General features: G+C 58.4%; 17 protein-coding genes and 1 pseudogene. 9 read left to right on the top strand and 9 right to left on the bottom strand.

Annotated elements, in window-relative coordinates:
• Positions 1–97: 97 nt before the first annotated feature.
• Together CKW16_RS32585 and CKW16_RS15030 are read left to right on the top strand one after the other, a co-directional pair.
• Positions 98–283, top strand: a pseudogene (locus CKW16_RS32585) (universal stress protein UspA); the annotation flags it as partial.
• 434 nt (positions 284–717) lie between these two features.
• Entirely contained in the window at positions 718–1,107 is a 390-nt protein-coding gene (locus tag CKW16_RS15030; protein ID WP_256580484.1) for a hypothetical protein, read from the top strand.
• Between the two features lie 128 nt (positions 1,108–1,235).
• Here the strand turns inward: CKW16_RS15030 and yiaY are convergent, their stop codons facing one another.
• Positions 1,236–2,384, bottom strand: a complete 1,149-nt coding sequence (gene yiaY, locus CKW16_RS15025; RefSeq protein WP_095129054.1) for an L-threonine dehydrogenase — start codon at positions 2,382–2,384, stop codon at positions 1,236–1,238.
• Positions 2,385–3,085: 701 nt separating this feature from the next.
• Here yiaY and CKW16_RS15020 point away from each other — a divergent pair.
• On the top strand, positions 3,086–3,646 hold the full coding sequence (locus CKW16_RS15020; protein ID WP_095129053.1) for a YSC84-related protein: 561 nt from the start codon (positions 3,086–3,088) through the stop codon (positions 3,644–3,646).
• A 274-nt stretch (positions 3,647–3,920) separates the two neighbouring features.
• Entirely contained in the window at positions 3,921–5,216 is a 1,296-nt protein-coding gene (gene cls, locus CKW16_RS15015) for a cardiolipin synthase (protein ID WP_256580483.1), read from the top strand.
• Between the two features lie 295 nt (positions 5,217–5,511).
• On the opposite strand, the gene CKW16_RS15010 is transcribed toward cls, so the two are convergent.
• The gene (locus CKW16_RS15010) at positions 5,512–6,234 is read right to left on the bottom strand and encodes a cysteine hydrolase (RefSeq protein WP_095129051.1); all 723 of its coding nucleotides are present in this window, start codon (positions 6,232–6,234) and stop codon (positions 5,512–5,514) included.
• Between the two features lie 152 nt (positions 6,235–6,386).
• Here CKW16_RS15010 and CKW16_RS15005 point away from each other — a divergent pair, with 152 nt between their 5' ends.
• Positions 6,387–7,256: an AraC family transcriptional regulator gene (locus CKW16_RS15005; protein ID WP_095129050.1), complete on the top strand. Its 870-nt coding sequence runs from the start codon at positions 6,387–6,389 to the stop codon at positions 7,254–7,256.
• A 108-nt stretch (positions 7,257–7,364) separates the two neighbouring features.
• Entirely contained in the window at positions 7,365–8,225 is an 861-nt protein-coding gene (locus CKW16_RS15000) for an AarF/UbiB family protein (protein WP_095129049.1), read from the top strand.
• 15 nt (positions 8,226–8,240) lie between these two features.
• On the opposite strand, the gene CKW16_RS14995 is transcribed toward CKW16_RS15000, so the two are convergent.
• The 6 genes from CKW16_RS14995 to CKW16_RS14970 form a co-directional block, all read right to left on the bottom strand.
• The gene (locus CKW16_RS14995) at positions 8,241–8,699 is read right to left on the bottom strand and encodes an N-acetyltransferase (protein WP_095129048.1); all 459 of its coding nucleotides are present in this window, start codon (positions 8,697–8,699) and stop codon (positions 8,241–8,243) included.
• 135 nt (positions 8,700–8,834) lie between these two features.
• Entirely contained in the window at positions 8,835–10,238 is a 1,404-nt protein-coding gene (locus CKW16_RS14990; protein WP_095129047.1) for a cytosine permease, read from the bottom strand.
• 50 nt (positions 10,239–10,288) lie between these two features.
• The gene (locus CKW16_RS14985) at positions 10,289–11,029 is read right to left on the bottom strand and encodes a TorF family putative porin (protein WP_095129046.1); all 741 of its coding nucleotides are present in this window, start codon (positions 11,027–11,029) and stop codon (positions 10,289–10,291) included.
• A 111-nt stretch (positions 11,030–11,140) separates the two neighbouring features.
• Positions 11,141–12,883 (bottom strand): amidohydrolase, encoded by a 1,743-nt coding sequence (locus CKW16_RS14980; protein ID WP_095129045.1) that lies wholly within the window; start codon positions 12,881–12,883, stop codon positions 11,141–11,143.
• 18 nt (positions 12,884–12,901) lie between these two features.
• The gene (locus CKW16_RS14975; protein ID WP_095129044.1) at positions 12,902–14,770 is read right to left on the bottom strand and encodes an amidohydrolase; all 1,869 of its coding nucleotides are present in this window, start codon (positions 14,768–14,770) and stop codon (positions 12,902–12,904) included.
• A 314-nt stretch (positions 14,771–15,084) separates the two neighbouring features.
• On the bottom strand, positions 15,085–16,107 hold the full coding sequence (locus CKW16_RS14970) for a helix-turn-helix transcriptional regulator (protein WP_095129043.1): 1,023 nt from the start codon (positions 16,105–16,107) through the stop codon (positions 15,085–15,087).
• A gap of 205 nt (positions 16,108–16,312) precedes the next feature.
• Here CKW16_RS14970 and CKW16_RS14965 point away from each other — a divergent pair, with 205 nt between their 5' ends.
• Positions 16,313–16,612 (top strand): hypothetical protein, encoded by a 300-nt coding sequence (locus tag CKW16_RS14965; protein WP_095129042.1) that lies wholly within the window; start codon positions 16,313–16,315, stop codon positions 16,610–16,612.
• Positions 16,613–16,700: 88 nt separating this feature from the next.
• Here CKW16_RS14965 and CKW16_RS14960 read toward each other — a convergent pair whose 3' ends face one another.
• Positions 16,701–17,273, bottom strand: coding sequence for a hypothetical protein (locus tag CKW16_RS14960; RefSeq protein ID WP_095129041.1), 573 nt, complete (start codon positions 17,271–17,273; stop codon positions 16,701–16,703).
• 231 nt (positions 17,274–17,504) lie between these two features.
• Here CKW16_RS14960 and CKW16_RS14955 point away from each other — a divergent pair, with 231 nt between their 5' ends.
• Positions 17,505–17,852, top strand: coding sequence for a metalloregulator ArsR/SmtB family transcription factor (locus CKW16_RS14955; RefSeq protein WP_095129040.1), 348 nt, complete (start codon positions 17,505–17,507; stop codon positions 17,850–17,852).
• A 23-nt stretch (positions 17,853–17,875) separates the two neighbouring features.
• On the top strand, positions 17,876–19,159 hold the full coding sequence (locus tag CKW16_RS14950) for an arsenic transporter (RefSeq protein ID WP_095129039.1): 1,284 nt from the start codon (positions 17,876–17,878) through the stop codon (positions 19,157–19,159).
• Positions 19,160–19,165: the final 6 nt, after the last annotated feature.

Raw genomic sequence — 19,165 nt, 5'->3', positions numbered from 1 at the left:
TAAGTGAGCTTCCGGTTGACGGGCGGACAAGGGTTGGCCTAACGCGTACAACCCACCCGAAAGGGCATAGGCCAAGAACGCCCGTGCCGCCCCACATAAAAACTGTACTCACAAGACCATCATCGCCGCCCAACAGGCGGAGGGCTGTGGCCTGGTGATCAAGCAGCACCTGCCCGACACCCCGCTGATGAAGGCCCTTCTCACCCCCGAGGACTGGAAGCTACTGCGATACTGCCCCTGCCCGGTTCTTATAGTAAAAACTGCAAGACCCTGGACCGGTGGCACCAGTGACGTACTGGTGCTCAAACCGGATGACATCATTACCCACCTGGAGGAACTGGCCGCCCCATCACCCAGTACATCGGCAGATACTGCGGCATCCTCTTGGCCGTATAACCACCATAACCATCGGCCACATACTTAGGAGCTAGTCAACTGCACCGGCCAACCAACTGCCTTGGCATAGCACCTCAGGCCAACCATGCAGATTCACTCAGTAAGCAAGACCTGCTGCCCTGCTAGTCAGCGCCAAGAAAAAGGCGAGGCCAGCCCGCACCGGAGTCTGCTAGCAAACATGTCTGCAGGATGAATTACCACGTGTTTCGCTGGCACTTGTGATCGTCGGCTTTGGGTCGTTTACTGCGTTTGGCGACAGGCAACAATCGGCCAGAAACGGACATTCGAACCCAAGGTAATGCGATGAAGAGAAAAGCAAGCATGACTGCACTTCTGGCCAGTAAAGCAGCCTCCCAGCCTGCGCCTGACGGGACGTTTGATTCTGATCGCATGATCCGAATACTCGGTTGTAATTCGATCATCGAAGTACTTCGCCGCATCAAAAACGGTGGGCCAGAATGGGCGCATCGTAACGTCACCATTTGGTTTTCCGGGCCATCAAATGCCTGGGCTCTGGTGTACTCGCTTCAGGATGCCAGTGCCCGGTACTTTGACTTCATGTACGCCCGCAAAGAGCCACCTCAGAAAGCCCTGTCCGCACTGCTAGGGAAGTACCCACAGTGCACCGTTATCGATTGGTCGCCCGGACGCTTGGCCTGCATCAGGGCCAAGGGTGTGGATGTTGAGACGCTAGCGGACGGTCGACATTAGTTCCAAGGAATGGCGAGCTACCAGGGCTTGCCGGGGTTCAAAGTCGAGTACCCCGTGAAGAACCAAAAAAGCCCCGCACTTCAACCGAAGGCGGGGCTTTTGATCTGGCTGGCGTCACTTCACATCGGTTACATCGCGGTATGGAAAATCTGCTCGATCTCGTCCTGATTGGCAGGACGAGGATTGGTGAAGCCGCAAGCATCCTTCATGGCATTGGTTGCCAGGATCGGGATATCGTCGGCCTTGGCGCCCAGTTCGGCGAGACCGCTCGGAATACCGACATCCGAAGACAGTTTACGGATGGCGGTGATGGCCGCTGCGGCACCTTTTTCCGCATCCAGATGCTGGGTGTCGACCCCCATTGCGTTGGCGATGTCTTTAAACCGGGCCGGGCATACGCTGGCGTTGAAGCTGGCGACATGGGGCAGCAGGATCGCATTACAGACGCCGTGAGGCAGGTCGTAGAACCCACCCAGTTGGTGCGCCATGGCGTGGACATAACCCAGCGAAGCATTATTGAAGGCCATGCCGGCAAGAAATTGCGCGTAGGCCATATTTTCCCGGGCGGTCATATCGCCCCCCTGGGCAACGGCAGTGCGCAGGTTCGCCGAGATCAATTCCACGGCCTTGAGTGCACAGGCATCGGTGATCGGCGTTGCCGCAGTCGACACGTAAGCTTCGATAGCGTGGGTCAGCGCGTCCATGCCGGTGGCGGCGGTCAGGCCTTTGGGCATGCCTGCCATCAGTGAAGGATCGTTGACCGACAACAGCGGGGTGACGTTACGGTCGACGATGGCCATTTTCACGTGCCGGACTTCGTCGGTAATGATGCAGAAACGGGTCATTTCACTCGCCGTGCCGGCGGTGGTATTGATCGCGATCAACGGCATCTGTGGCTTGGCGGATTGATCCACGCCTTCGTAATCACTGATGTGCCCGCCGTTGGCGGCGCACAGGGCAATGCCCTTGGCGCAGTCATGGGGTGAACCGCCGCCCAGGGAAATAATGAAATCACAGTCGCTGCGACCAAGCAGCTCAAGGCCTTTCTCGACATTGCTGACTGTCGGATTCGGTTTGGCACCGTCAAACAGGGTGGAATTGATGTCCTGCTGGGCCAGAAGGCTGGCTACCTTGGCGGCCACGCCGGCTTTGGCCAGACCTGCATCAGTGACGATCAAGGCTTTACGGAAACCATATTTGCGGATTGCGAGCATCGCTTCGTCGAGACTGCCAATGCCCATCATGTTCACGGATGGAATGAAGAAGGTGCTGCTCATGATAAATCCTCTTTTATTCTGGAAACCCGGAAATCAGGTGAGGTCTTCTACTCATATCGCAGGCTGTGAGGCGGGTCTGATTGTCGTCATTGACGAAGTTCAGCGGGAGACGGTGCTGCATCAAGTGTTCAGGCGAACAGAATTTTAAGATGCAGAGGTGGATAGGCCATCGCAGCCGGTTTTGATCATGGGATTGAGCCTAAACCTATGACGCCAGACTGGAATGGTCCTTTAGCTTTCATTGGCACCTCCTTTAGTACTGGGAGGTAATGCGCCCCGACAAGGCCGGCGCGAGACCTGTGGCGAGGGAGCTTGCTCCCGCTGGGGCGCGCAGCGGCCTTAAAAAAACCCACTCAATGATTATTCCCCCCAATGAGGAATACATAGTTCGGGGTTTCTGAGTTGATTCTGCCTAAAAGGGACTGGGTAGATGACTTGGCCGAACGCATACGGATCAATCGACCGATTGAATCCACAGCCAAAAGCAGCTTCTGACGACGAACCCGGCCGTTGCACAGTGGTCCAAACTTCTGATGGCGTCGCGACTGATCAAAGGCCCTTGGGCCTGCTTCATTCAAAAGCGACGCTTTGCAATTCACACACATCAGGGTGCGCCGGATAACGTTCAGTAGGTTCGGATCCTGTCTGGTGCAGGTGCTGACTGCTGCTCCCATCCCCTGCTCCCTCACCGGAGTACGAAAATGACTCAGTCAATGCGCTTCCTCCTATCGATCTTCCTCGCGACAGCATCATTGGCATCAGCGAGCCTCCTGAACAATGCAGGTGCGGCAACCGCCGAGGACCTGGATGCCGACTCCTGGCAAGCGTTGCAAACGCTTTACAAGACCACCCCATTTGCCAAAACCATTTCGCAGAATGCCAAAGCGGTGCTGGTCTTCCCGAAAATCATCAAGGCTGGCCTTGTGTTTGGTGGCAGCTATGGCGAAGGCGTGCTGATGAAGGGCTCGCAAGTAGAGAATTATTACAACTCCGTAACCGGGTCCTGGGGACTGCAGGCAGGCGCCCAATCGTACGGTTATGCGGTGTTCCTGATGACTGACAAAGCCGTGAATTATGTTCGTGAGACCAAGGGCTGGGAAGTCGGCGTAGGGCCCACCGTTGTATTGGTTGATGAAGGGGTCGCGAAGAATCTGTCCAGCACGACAGTGAAGGACGATGCCTACGCGTTCATCTTCGACCAGCAAGGGTTAATGGCCGGGGTCAGCATCGAGGGAACGAAAATCTCACTGATCAAGCGCTGAAAGCCTGCCCTTCAAGGGGGCTGTCTTTTAAAGCGTGCCGCGTGGCTGCCCCCCTCCACCAAGGCGTCTTGTGTACCAGACAAGACGCCCCTTTGGGACAGGATGCACGGCGAAATCCCTGGATTGTCGAGCGCTATCACCGTCCTCACCAAGAGGGGGCCTGATGAATTTTCTAACCCGTTGTAAGGGTGCATGTATTGCTCTGATGCTAGGCGTGGTTGTGCTCCTGACATTTGTGATTGGCTCCAGTGCTTTGCCAAGGATAGTGCCGGACATGGCTCAAGCGCCCTCTGCGCCAGTGCAACTCGACGGGATACACGGACCTCTGTCAGCCGAGCGCAGCAAAGCCATTCTCGACCGACTCAAGTCCACCGACGCAGAGACCAACATCTTCGATGTGCACCTCGCCATCGAAGAATCCATCTCCGGTAGCCCGCTAACGGAAGGAAACAAGGTCGACTTGCTGCAGGACGGTCCCAGCACCTACCAGTCGATGATCAAAGCCATTGAAGCTGCGCGCGACCACATCAACATGGAGACCTACATCCTCGACGATGATGAAGTCGGCCAGCGTTTCGCCGCCGCATTGATCGCTCAGCAAAAGAAAGGCGTACAGGTCAATCTGATCCGTGACAGCGTCGGAACCATTGGAACACCCTCAGAGTTTTTCTCTCGATTGACCGACGCGGGCATCAAAGTACTGGAGTACAACCCAGTCAACCCGGCGACGGCCAAAGTGGGTTGGGACGTGAATCAGCGCGATCACCGAAAGCTGTTGATAGTGGACGGCCGTATTGCCTTTCTCGGCGGGATCAACATCAGCAGCGTCTATTCGGGGGGCTCGTTCAGCTCACACTCGAAGACTCGCCCAACGGGTGATCTACCCTGGCGCGATACCGACTTGCGCATCGAGGGGCCCGTGGTTGCCGACCTGCAGAAGCTGTTCATCGGAACCTGGACTGCCCAGAAAGGTGAACCACTCGCGCCTCGCCACTACTTTCCGCCACAGGAGCGCAAAGGCACCGAAGTGATTCGCGCCATCGGCAGCTCGCCAGACGAGCCGTTCAGCCAGATCTATGCCACGCTGATTTCGGCGCTGCAGAGCGCGCAGACCGAGATATGGCTGGCTAACGCCTACTTTGTGCCCGATCCGCAGTTGTTGGCGGCACTCAAGGAGGCGGCAGCACGTGGCGTCGACGTCAAACTGGTGCTGCCCGGCAGCACCGATTCGTGGCTGGTGTTCCATGCCGGACGCGCCTACTACAGCGAACTGCTGGAGGCCAACGTCAAGCTTTATGAACGCCGTGACGCGCTACTCCACGTCAAGACTGCCGTCATCGATGGCGTGTGGTCGACTGTCGGCTCCACCAACCTCGACTGGCGCAGCTTCCTGCATAACGATGAAGTCAACGTCGTTGTGCTGGGCACCGAATTTGGAAAAAAGATGCAGGCGGCATTCATGGCTGACCTGGCCAAGTCGAACGAAATCAAGCTGGAAACGTGGCAGCGCCGCTCGCTCGCTTTGAGAGCCAAGGAACAGATGGGGCGACTCTGGGAATACTGGCTGTAAGTCGAGTGGCGCGGTAGCGAATGAGCAACGGAGCTCTGTGTGTTGCGCAATGGAATTGCCAGTAAAGGTGCAGTACCTTGTGGTTGTAACTCCCACGTTTCGCAATCCATTCAGGTTGAGAGGTGGACTTCATGAACAACATCATCTACATCGTCGGGGTAGTTGTGATTGTCGTGGTTATCCTGTCGTTTCTCGGGTTTGCATAGAGTCGAAGAGCGTCTCGATTCGTCGTTTGCGATCTCGTATTGGCAAGGCTGTACCCCGCATCGCGAGGCACAGCCTGGTCGCGCCTGACCTATTTGGCCTTTAGCAACTCAACCGTTTGCGCCGTGCTCCACAGGGCATTGGCGATGTAGCGATAGTTGATCAGTGCGGCAAGGTAGCCATCACCTTCGGGGGTCGTCGGGCCGGCGGTCGCGTCCCGAACCACGGCCACTTCAAAGCCAAGCTCCAACAGTTCGCGCAGATGCGACTCGACGCACAGGTTCGCCGCCATGCCCGCCAATATGATTTGCGACACACCGTGCTTGCGCAGCTGCAGCGCCAGGTCATTGGTTTCCGGGCCGTACACCTTGTGCGGTGAAGCAATGATGGTTTTGCCGTCGAGGATGTAGGGCTTGTACTCGGGCATGAAGTCGGCACCGGAGTTCTCGAAACCGTCGAGGGTCAACGGCCCCTTGCGATCAAACATGCAGATGCTGTGCATGACCTTCTCGAGCGGCCCGCCGAAATGCCATTCGTGATCACACGGATAGTAGTAGTGCGGCGAAACGGCGACGGTGATGCCGGCGGCCTTGGCGGCGGCAAACAACTCGCCGATGTGTTTGACGGTATCGTGCTCGACGATGCTCTTGCCAAATACACTCCAGCTCACGCCCTCGGGGCTGAGGAAGTCGATCTGTGGGTCGATGACCACCAGCGCGGCCCGTGAAAGATCAAGCTGCATGCCGGGATCTGGCAGCGCAGGCTCTGCCGGGTCTGCATACTGAGGGGCGATGGTCGTTGAATGGTTGCTCATGACAATGGACTCCGGTCGACGATAAGAAAAACACGCTGCGCCATGGCGCCCGGAAGGGGCGTTGTCTACCATCGGCGAGAACTTCATCCTATTGCCGCGCCCTGCCCCCCTTTTGCCAGGACGTGCAGAGTCTTTACCCGGTCGTCTCTATCATGGATATCCTGTCCGAATTCTTCGAGCGCACCCACCTTCAGGGCCGACTGTTCTTCTCCGGGCAGGTGGATGGCACGCTGGTCCTTGATAAGCCGCCGGGCATGGCGTTCATCCATGTCATCAGTCAGGGCGGGATCGACATGGTTCAGCCCGGGCTACCGAAGCTGTCGATCACCGAGCCCAGCGTGCTGTTTTGTCCGAGCAGTTGCCGTTACCAGTTACGCTCCAGTTCGGCACAGGGCGCGGAGCTGATCTGTGCCTCGTTCCAGTTCGGGCGCAACACCCTGCATCCCTTCCCCCTCGGCCTGAAGGAAACACTGGTTTTCCCGTTCAAGGAACTGGCGAACCTCACCCCTGTGATCGGCGCCCTGCTCGCCGAATTCCAGGATCAGGCCCCCGGCAGAGTCAAGGCGCTCAATCTGCTGCTCGAATACATGTTCGTGGTGTTGGTGCGGCACTCAGTCATCGAGCAAAAGATCTCCAGCGGTCTGCTGTATGCCCTTCAGGACGGGCGCCTGAGCGCAGTGTTCAACCGGATCCACCAGGAACCTGAGGCACTCTGGACAGTGGAGAAGCTTGCAGGCCTGGCGAACATGTCCCGGTCGAAGTTCTCGGCCTGCTTCACCCGGATCATGGACATTTCACCGATGGGCTACGTCACCGCCTGGCGAATGAAAGTGGCCCAGGACATGCTCCGCGACGGGGTGCAGATCAAAGTAATCGCCGCCTCGGTCGGCTATAGCTCGCAGGCCTCATTCTCCAGAACCTTTCTCAACGTGGTGGGCTGGCCCCCGGCCGAATGGCTGAAACGCGATGCGGGTAGGGATATGCCGCAGGTGACGGCGTACGTGCAGCCAACCCAACGGTAAAAAATCAACTCTGTGAGTAAGGGTCTGCAGCGTCCTGCCGATAACGACAAAGCGTCGCGCTCGATTGCCGGCGTTTTATGGACCGCAAAGCATTAGCAGGGACTTTACATGCGTCACCTCAGACACCTTACTTCGCCTCTGAATCAGCAAAAGATTGCTGGCGTCACCTTCCATTTTGATCCATCTGATCAGAACGAACTGGTGACGGTGCTTCAGCGTTTTTTTGCCGAGCCGGATCAACATGCGTTGCTGGATATTCCCGAGGAAACCCGCCGCGTGTTCCTGCTTGAAGGTGAGCGCAAATGGGTGTTGAAACACAACCGCCTGACCCACTGGAAAAAGCAGCTGCAGAATTTCCTGGGCCTCAAGCGTGTGTTCGGACTGCATGACCTGACCAACGAATTCATCAACCTGTCCGTTGTGTCCGCCAAGTCGGAGTCATCGCCCAGAGTGGCTGCATTCGGCCACGTCGGACGTTTTCCTTTTCTCAAGGAAGAGTATTTGCTGGTCAATTTTTTCGACAATCATTGCAGCGTCGATGAACGACTGATCGCCCAACCCGAGCAGGCGCAAACGCTGCTATTGGACATTTTCCATCTGTTTGGGCAGACGCTGGTCGAGGGGTTTGTGCACATGGACCCGCACCCCAAGAACATCCTGATTGGCCCCGATGGCAGGCTGCGCCTGATCGATTTCGAATGCTGCGCGCATTCGGTGCTGGATCACGACTTCAGCCTGGGTTTTCTGCTGGGTTACTTCTATCGCTTCTGGTTCAACAAGTTCATATCGGTTGAACACTACAATACGTGCTGTGAACGCTACCTGAAGCATCAGCACCCGCAATTGAACCGTGAGGTTTTCCAGGCGGTGTATGAACGCTTTCGGGACCGTGGTGTTTCCCGGAGCACCCGTTACCGCATCCTCACCTGCCCCAAGGCTCAAGCTGCATTTCTGCACGAGTTGAGGTAACCGGCAGCGGTTGGCTCAGCCTTGTTTCAAATCGAGGCAGTAGGTGTAGTAACCCGTATCGCGTACATAGCCCAGGGATTCATACAACCGTTGCGCGCCGACATTGTCCGTGGCGGTTTCCAGCAACAGGCCTTTGGCGCCGGTCAACAATGCGAAGGCTCGCGCAGTGTTCATCAGCAACGTGCCGACCCCTTGCCCTCGGGCGGCGGGTGTTGTGAAGAGGTCGCCCAGCAGCCAGGTGCGGTGCGCGTCGATGGAAGAGAACGTCGGGAACAACTGCACGAAACCCAGCGCCTCGCCGCTGGGGGCCTGGGCGAAGAAGATCGCGGATTCGTCCCGGGCAATGCGCTCGGCGATGAATTCGCGAGACTGCGACAGGTTCGATGGTTGACCGTAGAAGCCTCGATAGGCGTCGAACAGTCCGGCGATTTTATCGAGGTGGGATGCGTCGGCGCGCAGGGCCTGGATGTCCATGTTGATCGTCTCCTTGGGGATTGATGTGGTGATCGGGAAAAGGGAAATGTAGATCAAAAGATCGCAGCCTGCGGCAGCTCCTACAAGGGACGGCGTACGCAGGCTGCGATCTTTTTGCTTTCCTCCTTAGGACTTTCAGTTCCGCGCAGGGACCACCGCCGGCATTGATGTCCTGGCCAGCCCGTAATACAAAATCCCCGGCACCACCAGACCGACGATCCAGGAAATATCGACGCCGCCGAGCTGCGCCACCATCGGCCCGGAGTAGAAGTGAGTATCGACGAAGGGCAACTGGATCAATACACCGATGACATACACGCTTATCCCGCGCATGTTCCAACGGCCATAACGACCCGCCGGGTCGGACAGCGCCGGGATGTCATAGCGCTCTTTGTTGATGAAGTAGTAATCCACCAGATTGATCGCGCTCCACGGTGTGAAGAAGGTCAGCAAAAACAGGATGAAGTACTTGAAGGTGTTGAGAAACGAGTACTGGCCCAGCAGCGCGAGCGTGGTGGACGCCGCGACAATCAACAACACAAACACCATGCGCTGCCGGGCGGATATCTCCAGACGACTGCGGAAACCACTGATGATGGTGGCCACGCACATGAAGCTGCCATACGCGTTGAGCGTGGACACCGTGACCTTGCCGAACACCACGCTCAGGTACAGCAGGGACGCCATCACACCGGTACTGCCCAACCCGACGATGGTCGCCACCTCGTGACCGCGGAAGTTCGCACCGGCCAACGCCGCGGCGAACACCCCCAGGACCATGGACGCCTGAGCGCCCAGCACCGTTCCAAGTCCGACGGCAGCGAACGTCTTCCAGGACGAAGTCTTGCTCGGCAGGTAGCGTGAGTAGTCAGCCACATAAGGGCCAAAGGCGATCTGCCAGGAGGCGGACAACGACACCGCCAGCAGGAAAGTACTCCAGCCGAAGTGACGGTTTTCCAGCAGCAGACCGATATCGTTGAGGGTCATCAACCGGGTAAACAGATAGACGAAGGCGATGATGCCCAGCACGCTGGCCACCCGGCCGACCAGGTGGATGACCCGGTAACCGAAGATCGTCAGAAACGCGATGCAGGAGGCGAAAATCAGGATGCCGGCGCTGTCGCTGACATGAATCAACTGGGCAATCGCCTGCCCCGACAACACCGCACCGGTGGCGCTGAAACCGAGGTACATCAGGCACACCAGCACAATCGGGATGGCCGCCCCATAGACCCCGAACTGCACGCGACTGGAGATCATCTGCGGCAGGCCGAGCTTCGGCCCTTGCGCCGCGTGCAGAGCCACCACCGCACCGCCGAGCACCTGGCCGATCAGCAAGCCGATGAGTGACCAGAACACATCACCGCCCAGCACCACGGCCAGGGCGCCGGTAACGATCGCGGTGATTTGCAGGTTGGCGCCGAGCCATAGGGTGAACTGGCTGTAGAGGCTGCCATGCCGCTCAGCCTCGGGGATGAAATCGATCGAACGGGTCTCGATCAGGGGACTTCGCTGCTGACTATCGCTGACCTTGGTCATTACGCTGTTTTCCTTTGAGGCGCTTGTTTTTAGGGTGTGGGCTCGAACGCTTAGAACGCCTTGCTGGCACTGGCAACCACAGTGGCGGAGCACAAATCACCATAGCCATACCAGCTCGTGCATTCGCTTTTCGACAGGTCGGTATCGATGTAGCTAAGGCCCCAGGTCACGCCCACGAAGTCACGGGTCAACTTGGCTTCCCACTCGGTGTAGGCATCACGGCTTTCGCCGCTGGCGGACCAGAACGCCGGGTCTTTGACATCGTTGCGACCCACGCGCAGGTCCAGACCGATTTCGGCCGGCAATTCGATTTTGTAGCTGAGGTAGGTGTAAAGGGTGTCCTGGTCCTCACCAAAGAAGTTCGGCGTATCGTTTGAGTAGTTGGCGCCGAGCTTCACGCCATAAACGTCAAGGACGGCGTAGACCTCACTCATGTTGAATTGGCCTTCCTTTGGATAGTCGTACTTGATGTACCCCAGATCGAGGCTGATGGCCTCGGTCGCCTGCCAGTAGTAACCCGCGTAATACTCGAGTTCCTGCCGCGTCTTGAACTCGCCGCCGAAATCGACATTCGAGGTCCAGGCGCCCACGTACAGGCCGCTGCTGTGCACCAGCGTGGCGCTGGCCTGGGCCGCAGGATCCCCCAGGGTTTGCGAAATGCCACGGGTGCGGTAGTCGCTGAAGACTCCCAGGGTCATGTCCAGGCTGAAGTCATCGTTGAGTGTCAGTGCCTGGGTGGTCAGGGGTGCCAATACAAGAGTGGCAAGGGTCAATACTGAGCGTACGTTCATACAAGTCTCTTATTTTTATGGAGGTGCGGGTTATTTCGGACATGGCGATGCCGAGCCCCTCGTCATACGAGGAGCCAGGCAGTCTTTTGCGTGGTGCGGGTGAACGGAGGGTCAGGACGCGGGCGCGTACACCTCTTTGCCGGCGAAGAAGGTCTTCAGGACCTTGGTGTCGAACAGTTCGTCATCGCTGACCTTGAAGACATCGCGGTCGAGGATGATCAGATCGGCCTGTTTGCCGGGTGTCAGCGAACCAATCTGCTGCTCCAGGCGCAGGGCCTTGGCGGCATTGAGCGTGTAGGCGTAGAACATGGTCTGGCGATCGATGCTTTCCTTGGCATTCAACACACCCAGCGGCCCTTTGCGCGTGCTGGCCTGAGCGATGGCATTCCATGGATTGGGGCTGGACACCGGCCAGTCACTGCCACCGGCGATGACCGCACCGGCGTTATACAGGGACTTGGCGGGATACTGATAACCGTAAGCAAACGCGCTGATATAGGGTTTGACGAGCTCAACGGTGTAACTCTCGCCGGTGGCCCACAGCAATTGCATGGAAGCGATCACCCCAAGTTGCTTGAAGCGCGGAAACTCTTTGGGGTTGACCAGTTGCAGGTGGCTGATGCTGTGAGCCACCGGTGTCGGGTTGAGTTTGCGCGCGTAGGCAAAACCATTGAGTGACTCACGCACCGCACGGTCGCCGACCGCATGCATGTGCAAAATCCAGTCGCGCTTCTCCGCTGCCACGACCAACTCACCGAAGTGCTTGGGGTCGATCAGCAGTTGACCGTTTTTATGGCTGTTCTTGAAGGGAACGATGACCGCGGCGGTCTGCCCCGGAAACTCCAGAACGCCGTCAGCGAATACCTTGATACCAGGAAAACTCAGGTTGGGCACACCCTCGAATTTCTTCATGACCTTGGCCAGCACTTCCAGGTCGGCCGGCCGACTTTTCGGGTTGGCCAACAGCAGCGCGGCGACGTGGGCATTGAGCTCGCCCTTCTCTGCGAGTTCGCGGTAAAGCGGCAGCACGCCGTAACTCTGCTCGGTTGCCTTGAAATCGAACAACGAATCGCCACTGCCGGCATTCGCCGCCGCGTCCATCCAGGCGGTGACGCCGTATTGATTATTGACCTTCACCGCCTCGCGGGCGGCTTTCAACATGATCTCGCCGCTGGGCGCGGGGATCTGGCTGCGTACCTGGTCCCAGCGCGACTCGGCAAAATAGCCATTGGGGGTGAAATCCCCGTCGTGCCCCACAAAGCTGCGGTCCTGTTCCGAGAGTCCTTTTACCAATGTCGCGTCGATTTTCAGGCGCTTGAGCATGGCGTTGTTGGCCCAGCCGGTGTGCCCGTCGATCCCGCTGAGGACCACCGGTTGCTCCGCCCAGCGTCCCTGATTGAAGCGCTGGCCCAGCTCACGGCTCTTGTCCCAATAGGCCGAACTGACCCCGGCGATGCTGATCACGTCACCGGCCCGCGCAATGCCCGCCTGATCCTGTTCGATAATCCACTGTTCAAGCTCTGGCAACGGCTTGACTTCATCCAGCAGGTTGGCCCCCATGCTGTTGAAGGCCGCAACCACCGGGTGACTGTGGGTATCAATCATTCCTGGCATCAGCACCTTGCCCGCCAGATCGATCCGTTGCGTGCCGGTGTCGGCCAGGGCGTTGATCTCGGCATTGCTGCCCACCTTGAGAATCTTGCCATCTTGCACGGCCACTGCCTGGACCAGTCCCTGACCGGGTTCGGCGGTGAATACCTTGCCGTTGTACAAAACAAGGTCAGCGGCGGCCAGGGCTTGCACCGAAGAAAAGGCCAGGGCTGCGGCCAACAGGTTTGGAATAAATCGCTGCATCGGAACACTCTCTTGTTTTTATTGGGCAGGACGGGAGGCTGATGCCTGGGACAATGCCTTCGGATCAAGGCCAACGAACGGCGCCTTGGCCCACACGACCTGGCCGCCCACGACCGTCAGCAGCACGTTGTTTCGAGCCAACTCCTCCTCGGGCACCTGCATGAAGTTCTTGTCCAGAACGATCAGGTCCGCAAACTTGCCCACCTCGACCGAGCCGACAACAGCGTCCAGTTTCAGCTGCTCGGCGGCGTTCATGGTGATGGTGCGCAGCACTTCAGTGCGCGACAGCGCCGGGTCGGTATTCAGCCTGCCCGCATACTTGGGGCCGTAGCTGTGCGGGTTCAGCGGATCGCCTGAGCGGGTGACACCGATCTTCAGCGCCAGGAACTCGTCGAGCGGGTCGACCGGCCAGTCGCTGCCATACGCCACACGGCCGCCGGCACGAGCGATGCTGCCGGAGGGTTCCATGCGGGCAAATCGCGCCGCCCCCAGATGCTCGTTGGTGCCGTCAACCGTAGACGGTGCCTGCTGAGCCCACTGGAAGGACATGTTGGCGGTCACGTCGAGCGCCTTGAAGCGCGCATAGTCGGCAGGGTCCACCGACTCGTTGTGAGTAATGGCCGGGCGGAAGCCATTGCCGGGCAGTTGCTGGCGCACGTATTCGATGCCGTTCAGTGAGTCGCGCACCGCGCGGTCTCCGGTGGCGTGAAGGTGCGGATCGAGGCCGACCTGAACGGCTTTCAGCAGCAGTGGGTTGAGTACTTGCGGCGGGAAGTAAAGCTCACCTGTGTTTTTACCGGGAGTCCACTTCGGCGCCGTATCGGTGCCGGCATTGCGCAGGTACGGCGTCAACATGGCACCCGTGTCCGCCGGCGCGTTGATGATGCCGTCCATGAACAATTTGACGTGGCGCATGCTCACGCCCGGCGCTACTTTTGCTTCGCCCTGATCGTAGGTATCAGCCAGCGCCTTGGCTTCGGCGATGGTCTTCGCCGGGTCCGCCGTGGCAGCCGCAGGGTCGAGTTTGATCGCCAACAAGGCCCGGGCCGTCAGCTCACCCGACTGCTGCAGGGTGGTAAACGCTTTGCCGTTTTCCGGCCCCGACAAGGCATCGAAGAAACTGGTGATGCCTTGCTGGCGCATGGCGTCGAGCGCCGCGCGGGTCTGATTGAGTTTCTCTGCGTCGGTGGCGGGCGGCACCACGGCGGCCATGGCTTCGGCGGCTCCGTCTTCGCAGATGCCGTTCGGGTTGCCGGCGCTGTCGCGCATGTACTTGCCGTCACCGGGATTGGCCGTGTGCTTGTTGATACCGGCAACCGCCAAGCCGCGGGAGTTGGTCAGCACCGTATGGAAGTCGGTGGAGCGGACTTGAATCGGACGGTTGGTCTTGAGTGCGTCCAGCGTCGACTTATCGGGGTCGCCGTCGAGTCCGGTCATGCCAATGCGATCCCAGCTGCCCACTTCGAGCCAGACATCGGGGCCTTTGTCCTTGTCGGCATCCAGGCACGCCTGAATGGTTTCCTGGAAAGCCTTGCGGGTCATCGTCTGGTATTTCAGGTCGCACAAGGTCATGGCGCGGCCGCCATCCCCCGGATGCATGTGCGCATCAACGAAGCCCGGCATCAGCATGCGGCCGGCCAGATCGATCAGCTGCGTCTGCGTGCCGATGTACGAGGCAACCCCTGCATCGCTGCCGACATAAACGATCTTCCCGCCCGTGACGGCGATCGCCTGCTGCACGGAATTCTTGCCGTCGACGGTGTAGACATAGCCGTTGCGCATGACCATGTCGGCGCCTGTCGAAGCGTGTGTCTGACACCCCACCAGCGCCACGCAGGAAAATGCCGTTGTCGCGGCAACGGCGATAAATAGCCTGGAAAATTTCAACTGCCTCACCTCTATTTTTATAGTTTTGGAAGTGGCCCGAACGGACGGCCGCAAGCCCCTGATATGCAGGGCATACCCTATAGAGCGCGGCGGTCGGATGGACCTCCACAAATGAGGAGGGGTAAGGCAAATATCGGTCAGTTGAGCAGCAACGCATACTTTGTAGCAGCTGCCGAAGGCTGCGTAGCAGTCGTGAAGTCAGACTATGCGGTGCACCAGACTCACCGCGCACTCAGGGTTTACGACTGCTGCGCAGCCGGACGCAGGCTTCGCCAGCTGCTACAAGGACTGCGTGGTGGCTTAAGGTGCTGCGCTTAATTACGACGTGCAGTTTCCGCAAGCGAAGTCGGCGAACGCAGGGCTGAACCCAGCTCCACTTTGCTCTTCACGCCGAGCTGCAAGTAGCAGTTGCGCAGATAGGTACGCACTGTGGCCGGACTCAGTGCAAGGATTTTGGCAATTTCCTTATAGGAATGGCCGGCGGCGAACAGCATCGCGGCCGTGCGCTCGCGTGGCGCCAGCACCGCCCCGCGTGACTGTGATTCGAGTGACAGGATGACGTGCTCGGCGTTGGGGCTAAGTGTCATTGCAGTGCGACCCAGGCGAATCACACACGGCGCTTTTTGCAGTTGCGCGATGACATCAACGGGAAGCATTGAGCCACTCCAGCCGGGCAACTCGCGCTGAATGGCGGCGCACAGACTTGCGCCGACATACAGCAGACTGCCGTCCATCCGCGCGACCCCGAAGTCACTCGCCCCGTTGCCCGTGTCGCAGCGAATCATGTCCTGCACCTGAAAGCGCCACAACTGCAACAGATGGTCGCAGAACGCCGAGAACAACCCGTCCTCGCTGTCATTGAAAGCCGGTGCATGAAGGCCACGGTAGAGACAGACGAAGAACATCAAGCCGCTTTCAGGGAGCTCGAACGTGATGCACATCAGGTGGTAGAGGTCGTGACGCCGTGCGAAGTCGTTCACCTCCTCACAGGGGTCGGTGAACCCACTGTCGCGCACCACTTCCCCGGGTTGACTTAAGGTTTCCTGGGAAAATCTGTCGCTGACCGCCACTTTGTGCCATTCGACGGCAAACGACTCGGGCAGATCGATCCGCCCGTGCATCCAGCTTTGAGGGGGAGTACTGGCGTCTGACGTCGACATCTCGCCCCACCATGCCGAAGCGAAGGGCACCAGTTGGCGGAAGGCCTGCAGGCCGTCGGCGATGAATTGGGAGGCGCCGCGGTCTCGAGCAAGCCGCCCCAGGTGCAACACGCAACGATTGAACGCTGTCAGCGTGGCCATCGACGCCTTGGCGCCGACCTCATCACCCTCCTCCATTGTTTTTATCCTGTTTACTACATGGCGTATTTTTTCGACGATGCCATAGGCGCGGTTATGGCGTCCAGCGAGCGCTGTTGTTGCGGGAGAATTCTGGTGACTGGCAGCACAGCAAGAATGCCCCAAGGGCAGGCGCAACACCGTCTAATCTGAATAGTGAACGACCACAAACATGCCTCCAGCCTCTTGATACAGGGGAAACGGGATGACCGGAAAAACAGCGCGCCAGTGCTCGTCATGGATCCTGCTCTCCCTGCTCGCCATCAACCTGGCGCTGGCAGCGGGATGTGCAGGCAAAGCTGCGACGGCTAGCTATTCGGCTTCAAGCCTAGGCGACAGCTGCTATGCAAAAGCGCTACCCACTGTCGGCGAGGGCGGCCTGGCTTGGGGCTCCACCTTGAACATGGCCCGCAAAAAATCCCTGAATAATTGCATACGCTATGCCGGCCGATCCGGTGGCACGCCCAATACCTGCAAAGTGGTGTTGGCGGAGTGCAAAAATTAAAAGGGCGGCAGTGAAGCGGACCGTTCGATTCACGGTCAACCACAATGGCTCGACAAACTCCAGGCTACCGGCTGCCCATTATTGATAGCTACCCCGGTACGGAGGATTTTTGCGCACCGACACTGCCCGCCCTACCGGCGACTGCAAGTGCCACGCAACAAGCCAGTAACGAGAATGCGGCGAATGCGCCCATCACATGTAGATAAGGCAACACGTGGTTCCAGGCTCGAGCCACCCCCAGGAAAGCGGCGAATAGCCAACCGCTCATGGAAAGCGCACCCAACAAGGCGAGCCGTGTGCGGCCTGCACTGCGCAGTGCGACGAATGGAGCCTTTTGCAGCAACGGGAAGCCGACTCGATGCAACAATGCACCGTTGAAGCTAAGCAGCGCGACGACCGTTACCTTGGCCCAGAGTTTCTGATTGAGCAGATAGGCGTCGCCTTCATTGAGATACCCCTCAAGCACCAGCAACAGTCCGCTTGCCCAAAGGGCCAGCAGTGCGAGGCTGACGATCCTCTGAGTTTCATCAAGGTACTCAAGCCTCGCCTGGTCCAGTATTTCCTTGCGCCAACTCCAAAGTTTGTGATCCGCCTGCAACACCCTCCCCAGGGCAATACACGTAGCGAGCAGATGACCGTACACGAGAAGCATTTTGAGCATTGCCTTGACCTTATTATTGTTTTGGCGCGGCGTTCCCTGCTTCGCTGAATTGAAAACGAATGATACAAATTTGCAATTGCATTTTCAAGATGAGCAGCCATTCACTGATTCAATCCCCTGTGCAAAGTCACGTCCGACAGGTCGTCTTATCGACGTCGATCTGATTTTGACTTGCTCGACACATATGGATAACCGTATATTCGGATAACCACATGTATTGAAGACGCCTCCATGCTGAACCCTTCTGCCGTATTCAAATGCCTGTCCGACGAAACTCGCACACGGGCCACCTTACTGATCACCCGTGAGGGAGAGTTATGCGTCTGCGAACTGGTCTGCGCCCTAAACGACAGTCAGCCGAAAATCTCCCGCCACCTCGCGCAACTTCGGGCATGTGGCCTGCTGCTGGACCGCCGCCAGGGTCAGTGGGTGTACTACCGGCTCAACCCTGAACTGCCAAAGTGGGTTCGCACCATTCTTGAGACAACCCTGGACGCCAACGCCGACTGGCTTGAGGAAAACAACACTCGACTCAAAACGATGGGTGACCGCCCTATCAACACTGCCGCCTGCTGCTGACCCATCACCCGTCGAGACTGCTCATGTTTACTGCGTTCGCCATTTTTCTCGTCACCATTGTGTTGGTCATTTGGCAGCCCAAGGGATTGGGTGTCGGCTGGAGCGCCTCCTTGGGGGCTGTTCTGGCACTGATTGCAGGTGTCGTGACGCTGGACGATATTCCACTGGTGTGGGGCATTGTCTGGAACGCCACCGCTACGTTTATCGCGGTCATCATCATTAGCTTGTTGCTTGATGAGGCAGGCTTCTTTCAGTGGGCCGCCCTGCATGTGGCACGCTGGGCCAAGGGCGATGGTCGTCGCCTGTTCGCTTTCACGGTGTTACTGGGCGCAGCCGTTTCCGCCCTGTTTGCCAATGACGGTGCGGCGCTGATACTGACCCCCATCGTTATTTCAATACTGCTCGCATTACGCTTTTCGCCAGCGTCCACCCTGGCGTTTGTCATGGCGGCGGGCTTCATTGCCGACACCGCCAGCCTGCCCCTGGTGGTGTCGAATCTCGTCAATATCGTTTCAGCCGACTACTTCGGCCTGGGTTTCAGCGAGTACGCTTCGGTCATGGTCCCGGTCAATTTCGTTGCCGTGGGCTCCACTCTCGGGGTGCTGTATTGGTTTTTCCGTCGTGACATACCCGAACGCTATTCACTGGATGATCTACAAGATCCACGACGTGCCGTGCGAGACCCGCTGACGTTTCGCGTCGGCTGGATTGTCCTGGGTTTGCTGCTGATTGGGCTGTTTGCGCTGGAGCCACTGGGCATTCCGATCAGTGTCATTGCGGCTGTCTGCGCCGCGATGCTGTTCGCCGTTGCGGCGCGTGGGCATGTGATTTCAACCCGACGTGTGTTGCGCGAAGCGCCATGGCAGGTCGTGACCTTTTCGCTGGGCATGTACCTGGTGGTTTATGGGCTGAAAAACGCTGGCCTGACAACCTATCTGACAGTGGCCCTGAACTACTTTGCCGAATTCGGCATCTGGGGCGCCGCGTTGGGGACCGGTTTTCTCACGGCGTTGCTGTCATCCGGCATGAACAACATGCCGACGGTGTTGGTGGGTGCGCTGTCGATCCAGGCCAGTGACGCCACCGGCGTGGTGCGTGAGGCCATGATCTACGCCAATGTCATCGGCTCTGATCTGGGCCCGAAAATCACGCCTATCGGTAGCCTGGCAACACTGCTCTGGCTGCATGTTCTGGAGCGCAAGGGCATCCGCATCACCTGGGGTTACTACTTCAAGGTGGGTGTCGTTCTGACGCTGCCGATTCTGTTCATCACCTTATCTGCCCTGGCCTTGCGCCTGGGCGTTTAGCCCCTG

The sequence above is a fragment of the Pseudomonas sp. Irchel s3h14 genome, from assembly GCF_900187425.1.
GTDB lineage: Bacteria > Pseudomonadota > Gammaproteobacteria > Pseudomonadales > Pseudomonadaceae > Aquipseudomonas.
Note: the sequence above shows the minus strand (reverse complement) of the source record. Positions and strands in the feature narration are given on the sequence as shown.

What these genes read in the sequence shown, in the direction of transcription:
- CKW16_RS14955 (WP_095129040.1), top strand. Translation starts at nt 17,505, where the DNA reads ATGCTGAACCCTTCTGCCGTATTCAAATGCCTGTCCGACGAAACTCGC.
- CKW16_RS15000 (WP_095129049.1), top strand. Translation starts at nt 7,365, where the DNA reads ATGCGTCACCTCAGACACCTTACTTCGCCTCTGAATCAGCAAAAGATT.
- CKW16_RS14980 (WP_095129045.1), bottom strand. Translation starts at nt 12,883, where the DNA reads ATGCAGCGATTTATTCCAAACCTGTTGGCCGCAGCCCTGGCCTTTTCT.
- CKW16_RS14995 (WP_095129048.1), bottom strand. Translation starts at nt 8,699, where the DNA reads ATGGACATCCAGGCCCTGCGCGCCGACGCATCCCACCTCGATAAAATC.
- CKW16_RS14960 (WP_095129041.1), bottom strand. Translation starts at nt 17,273, where the DNA reads ATGCTCAAAATGCTTCTCGTGTACGGTCATCTGCTCGCTACGTGTATT.
- CKW16_RS14970 (WP_095129043.1), bottom strand. Translation starts at nt 16,107, where the DNA reads ATGGAGGAGGGTGATGAGGTCGGCGCCAAGGCGTCGATGGCCACGCTG.
- CKW16_RS15020 (WP_095129053.1), top strand. Translation starts at nt 3,086, where the DNA reads ATGACTCAGTCAATGCGCTTCCTCCTATCGATCTTCCTCGCGACAGCA.
- CKW16_RS15010 (WP_095129051.1), bottom strand. Translation starts at nt 6,234, where the DNA reads ATGAGCAACCATTCAACGACCATCGCCCCTCAGTATGCAGACCCGGCA.
- CKW16_RS14950 (WP_095129039.1), top strand. Translation starts at nt 17,876, where the DNA reads ATGTTTACTGCGTTCGCCATTTTTCTCGTCACCATTGTGTTGGTCATT.
- CKW16_RS15030 (WP_256580484.1), top strand. Translation starts at nt 718, where the DNA reads ATGACTGCACTTCTGGCCAGTAAAGCAGCCTCCCAGCCTGCGCCTGAC.
- CKW16_RS14985 (WP_095129046.1), bottom strand. Translation starts at nt 11,029, where the DNA reads ATGAACGTACGCTCAGTATTGACCCTTGCCACTCTTGTATTGGCACCC.
- CKW16_RS15005 (WP_095129050.1), top strand. Translation starts at nt 6,387, where the DNA reads ATGGATATCCTGTCCGAATTCTTCGAGCGCACCCACCTTCAGGGCCGA.
- CKW16_RS14990 (WP_095129047.1), bottom strand. Translation starts at nt 10,238, where the DNA reads ATGACCAAGGTCAGCGATAGTCAGCAGCGAAGTCCCCTGATCGAGACC.
- yiaY (WP_095129054.1), bottom strand. Translation starts at nt 2,384, where the DNA reads ATGAGCAGCACCTTCTTCATTCCATCCGTGAACATGATGGGCATTGGC.
- CKW16_RS14965 (WP_095129042.1), top strand. Translation starts at nt 16,313, where the DNA reads ATGACCGGAAAAACAGCGCGCCAGTGCTCGTCATGGATCCTGCTCTCC.
- cls (WP_256580483.1), top strand. Translation starts at nt 3,921, where the DNA reads ATGGCTCAAGCGCCCTCTGCGCCAGTGCAACTCGACGGGATACACGGA.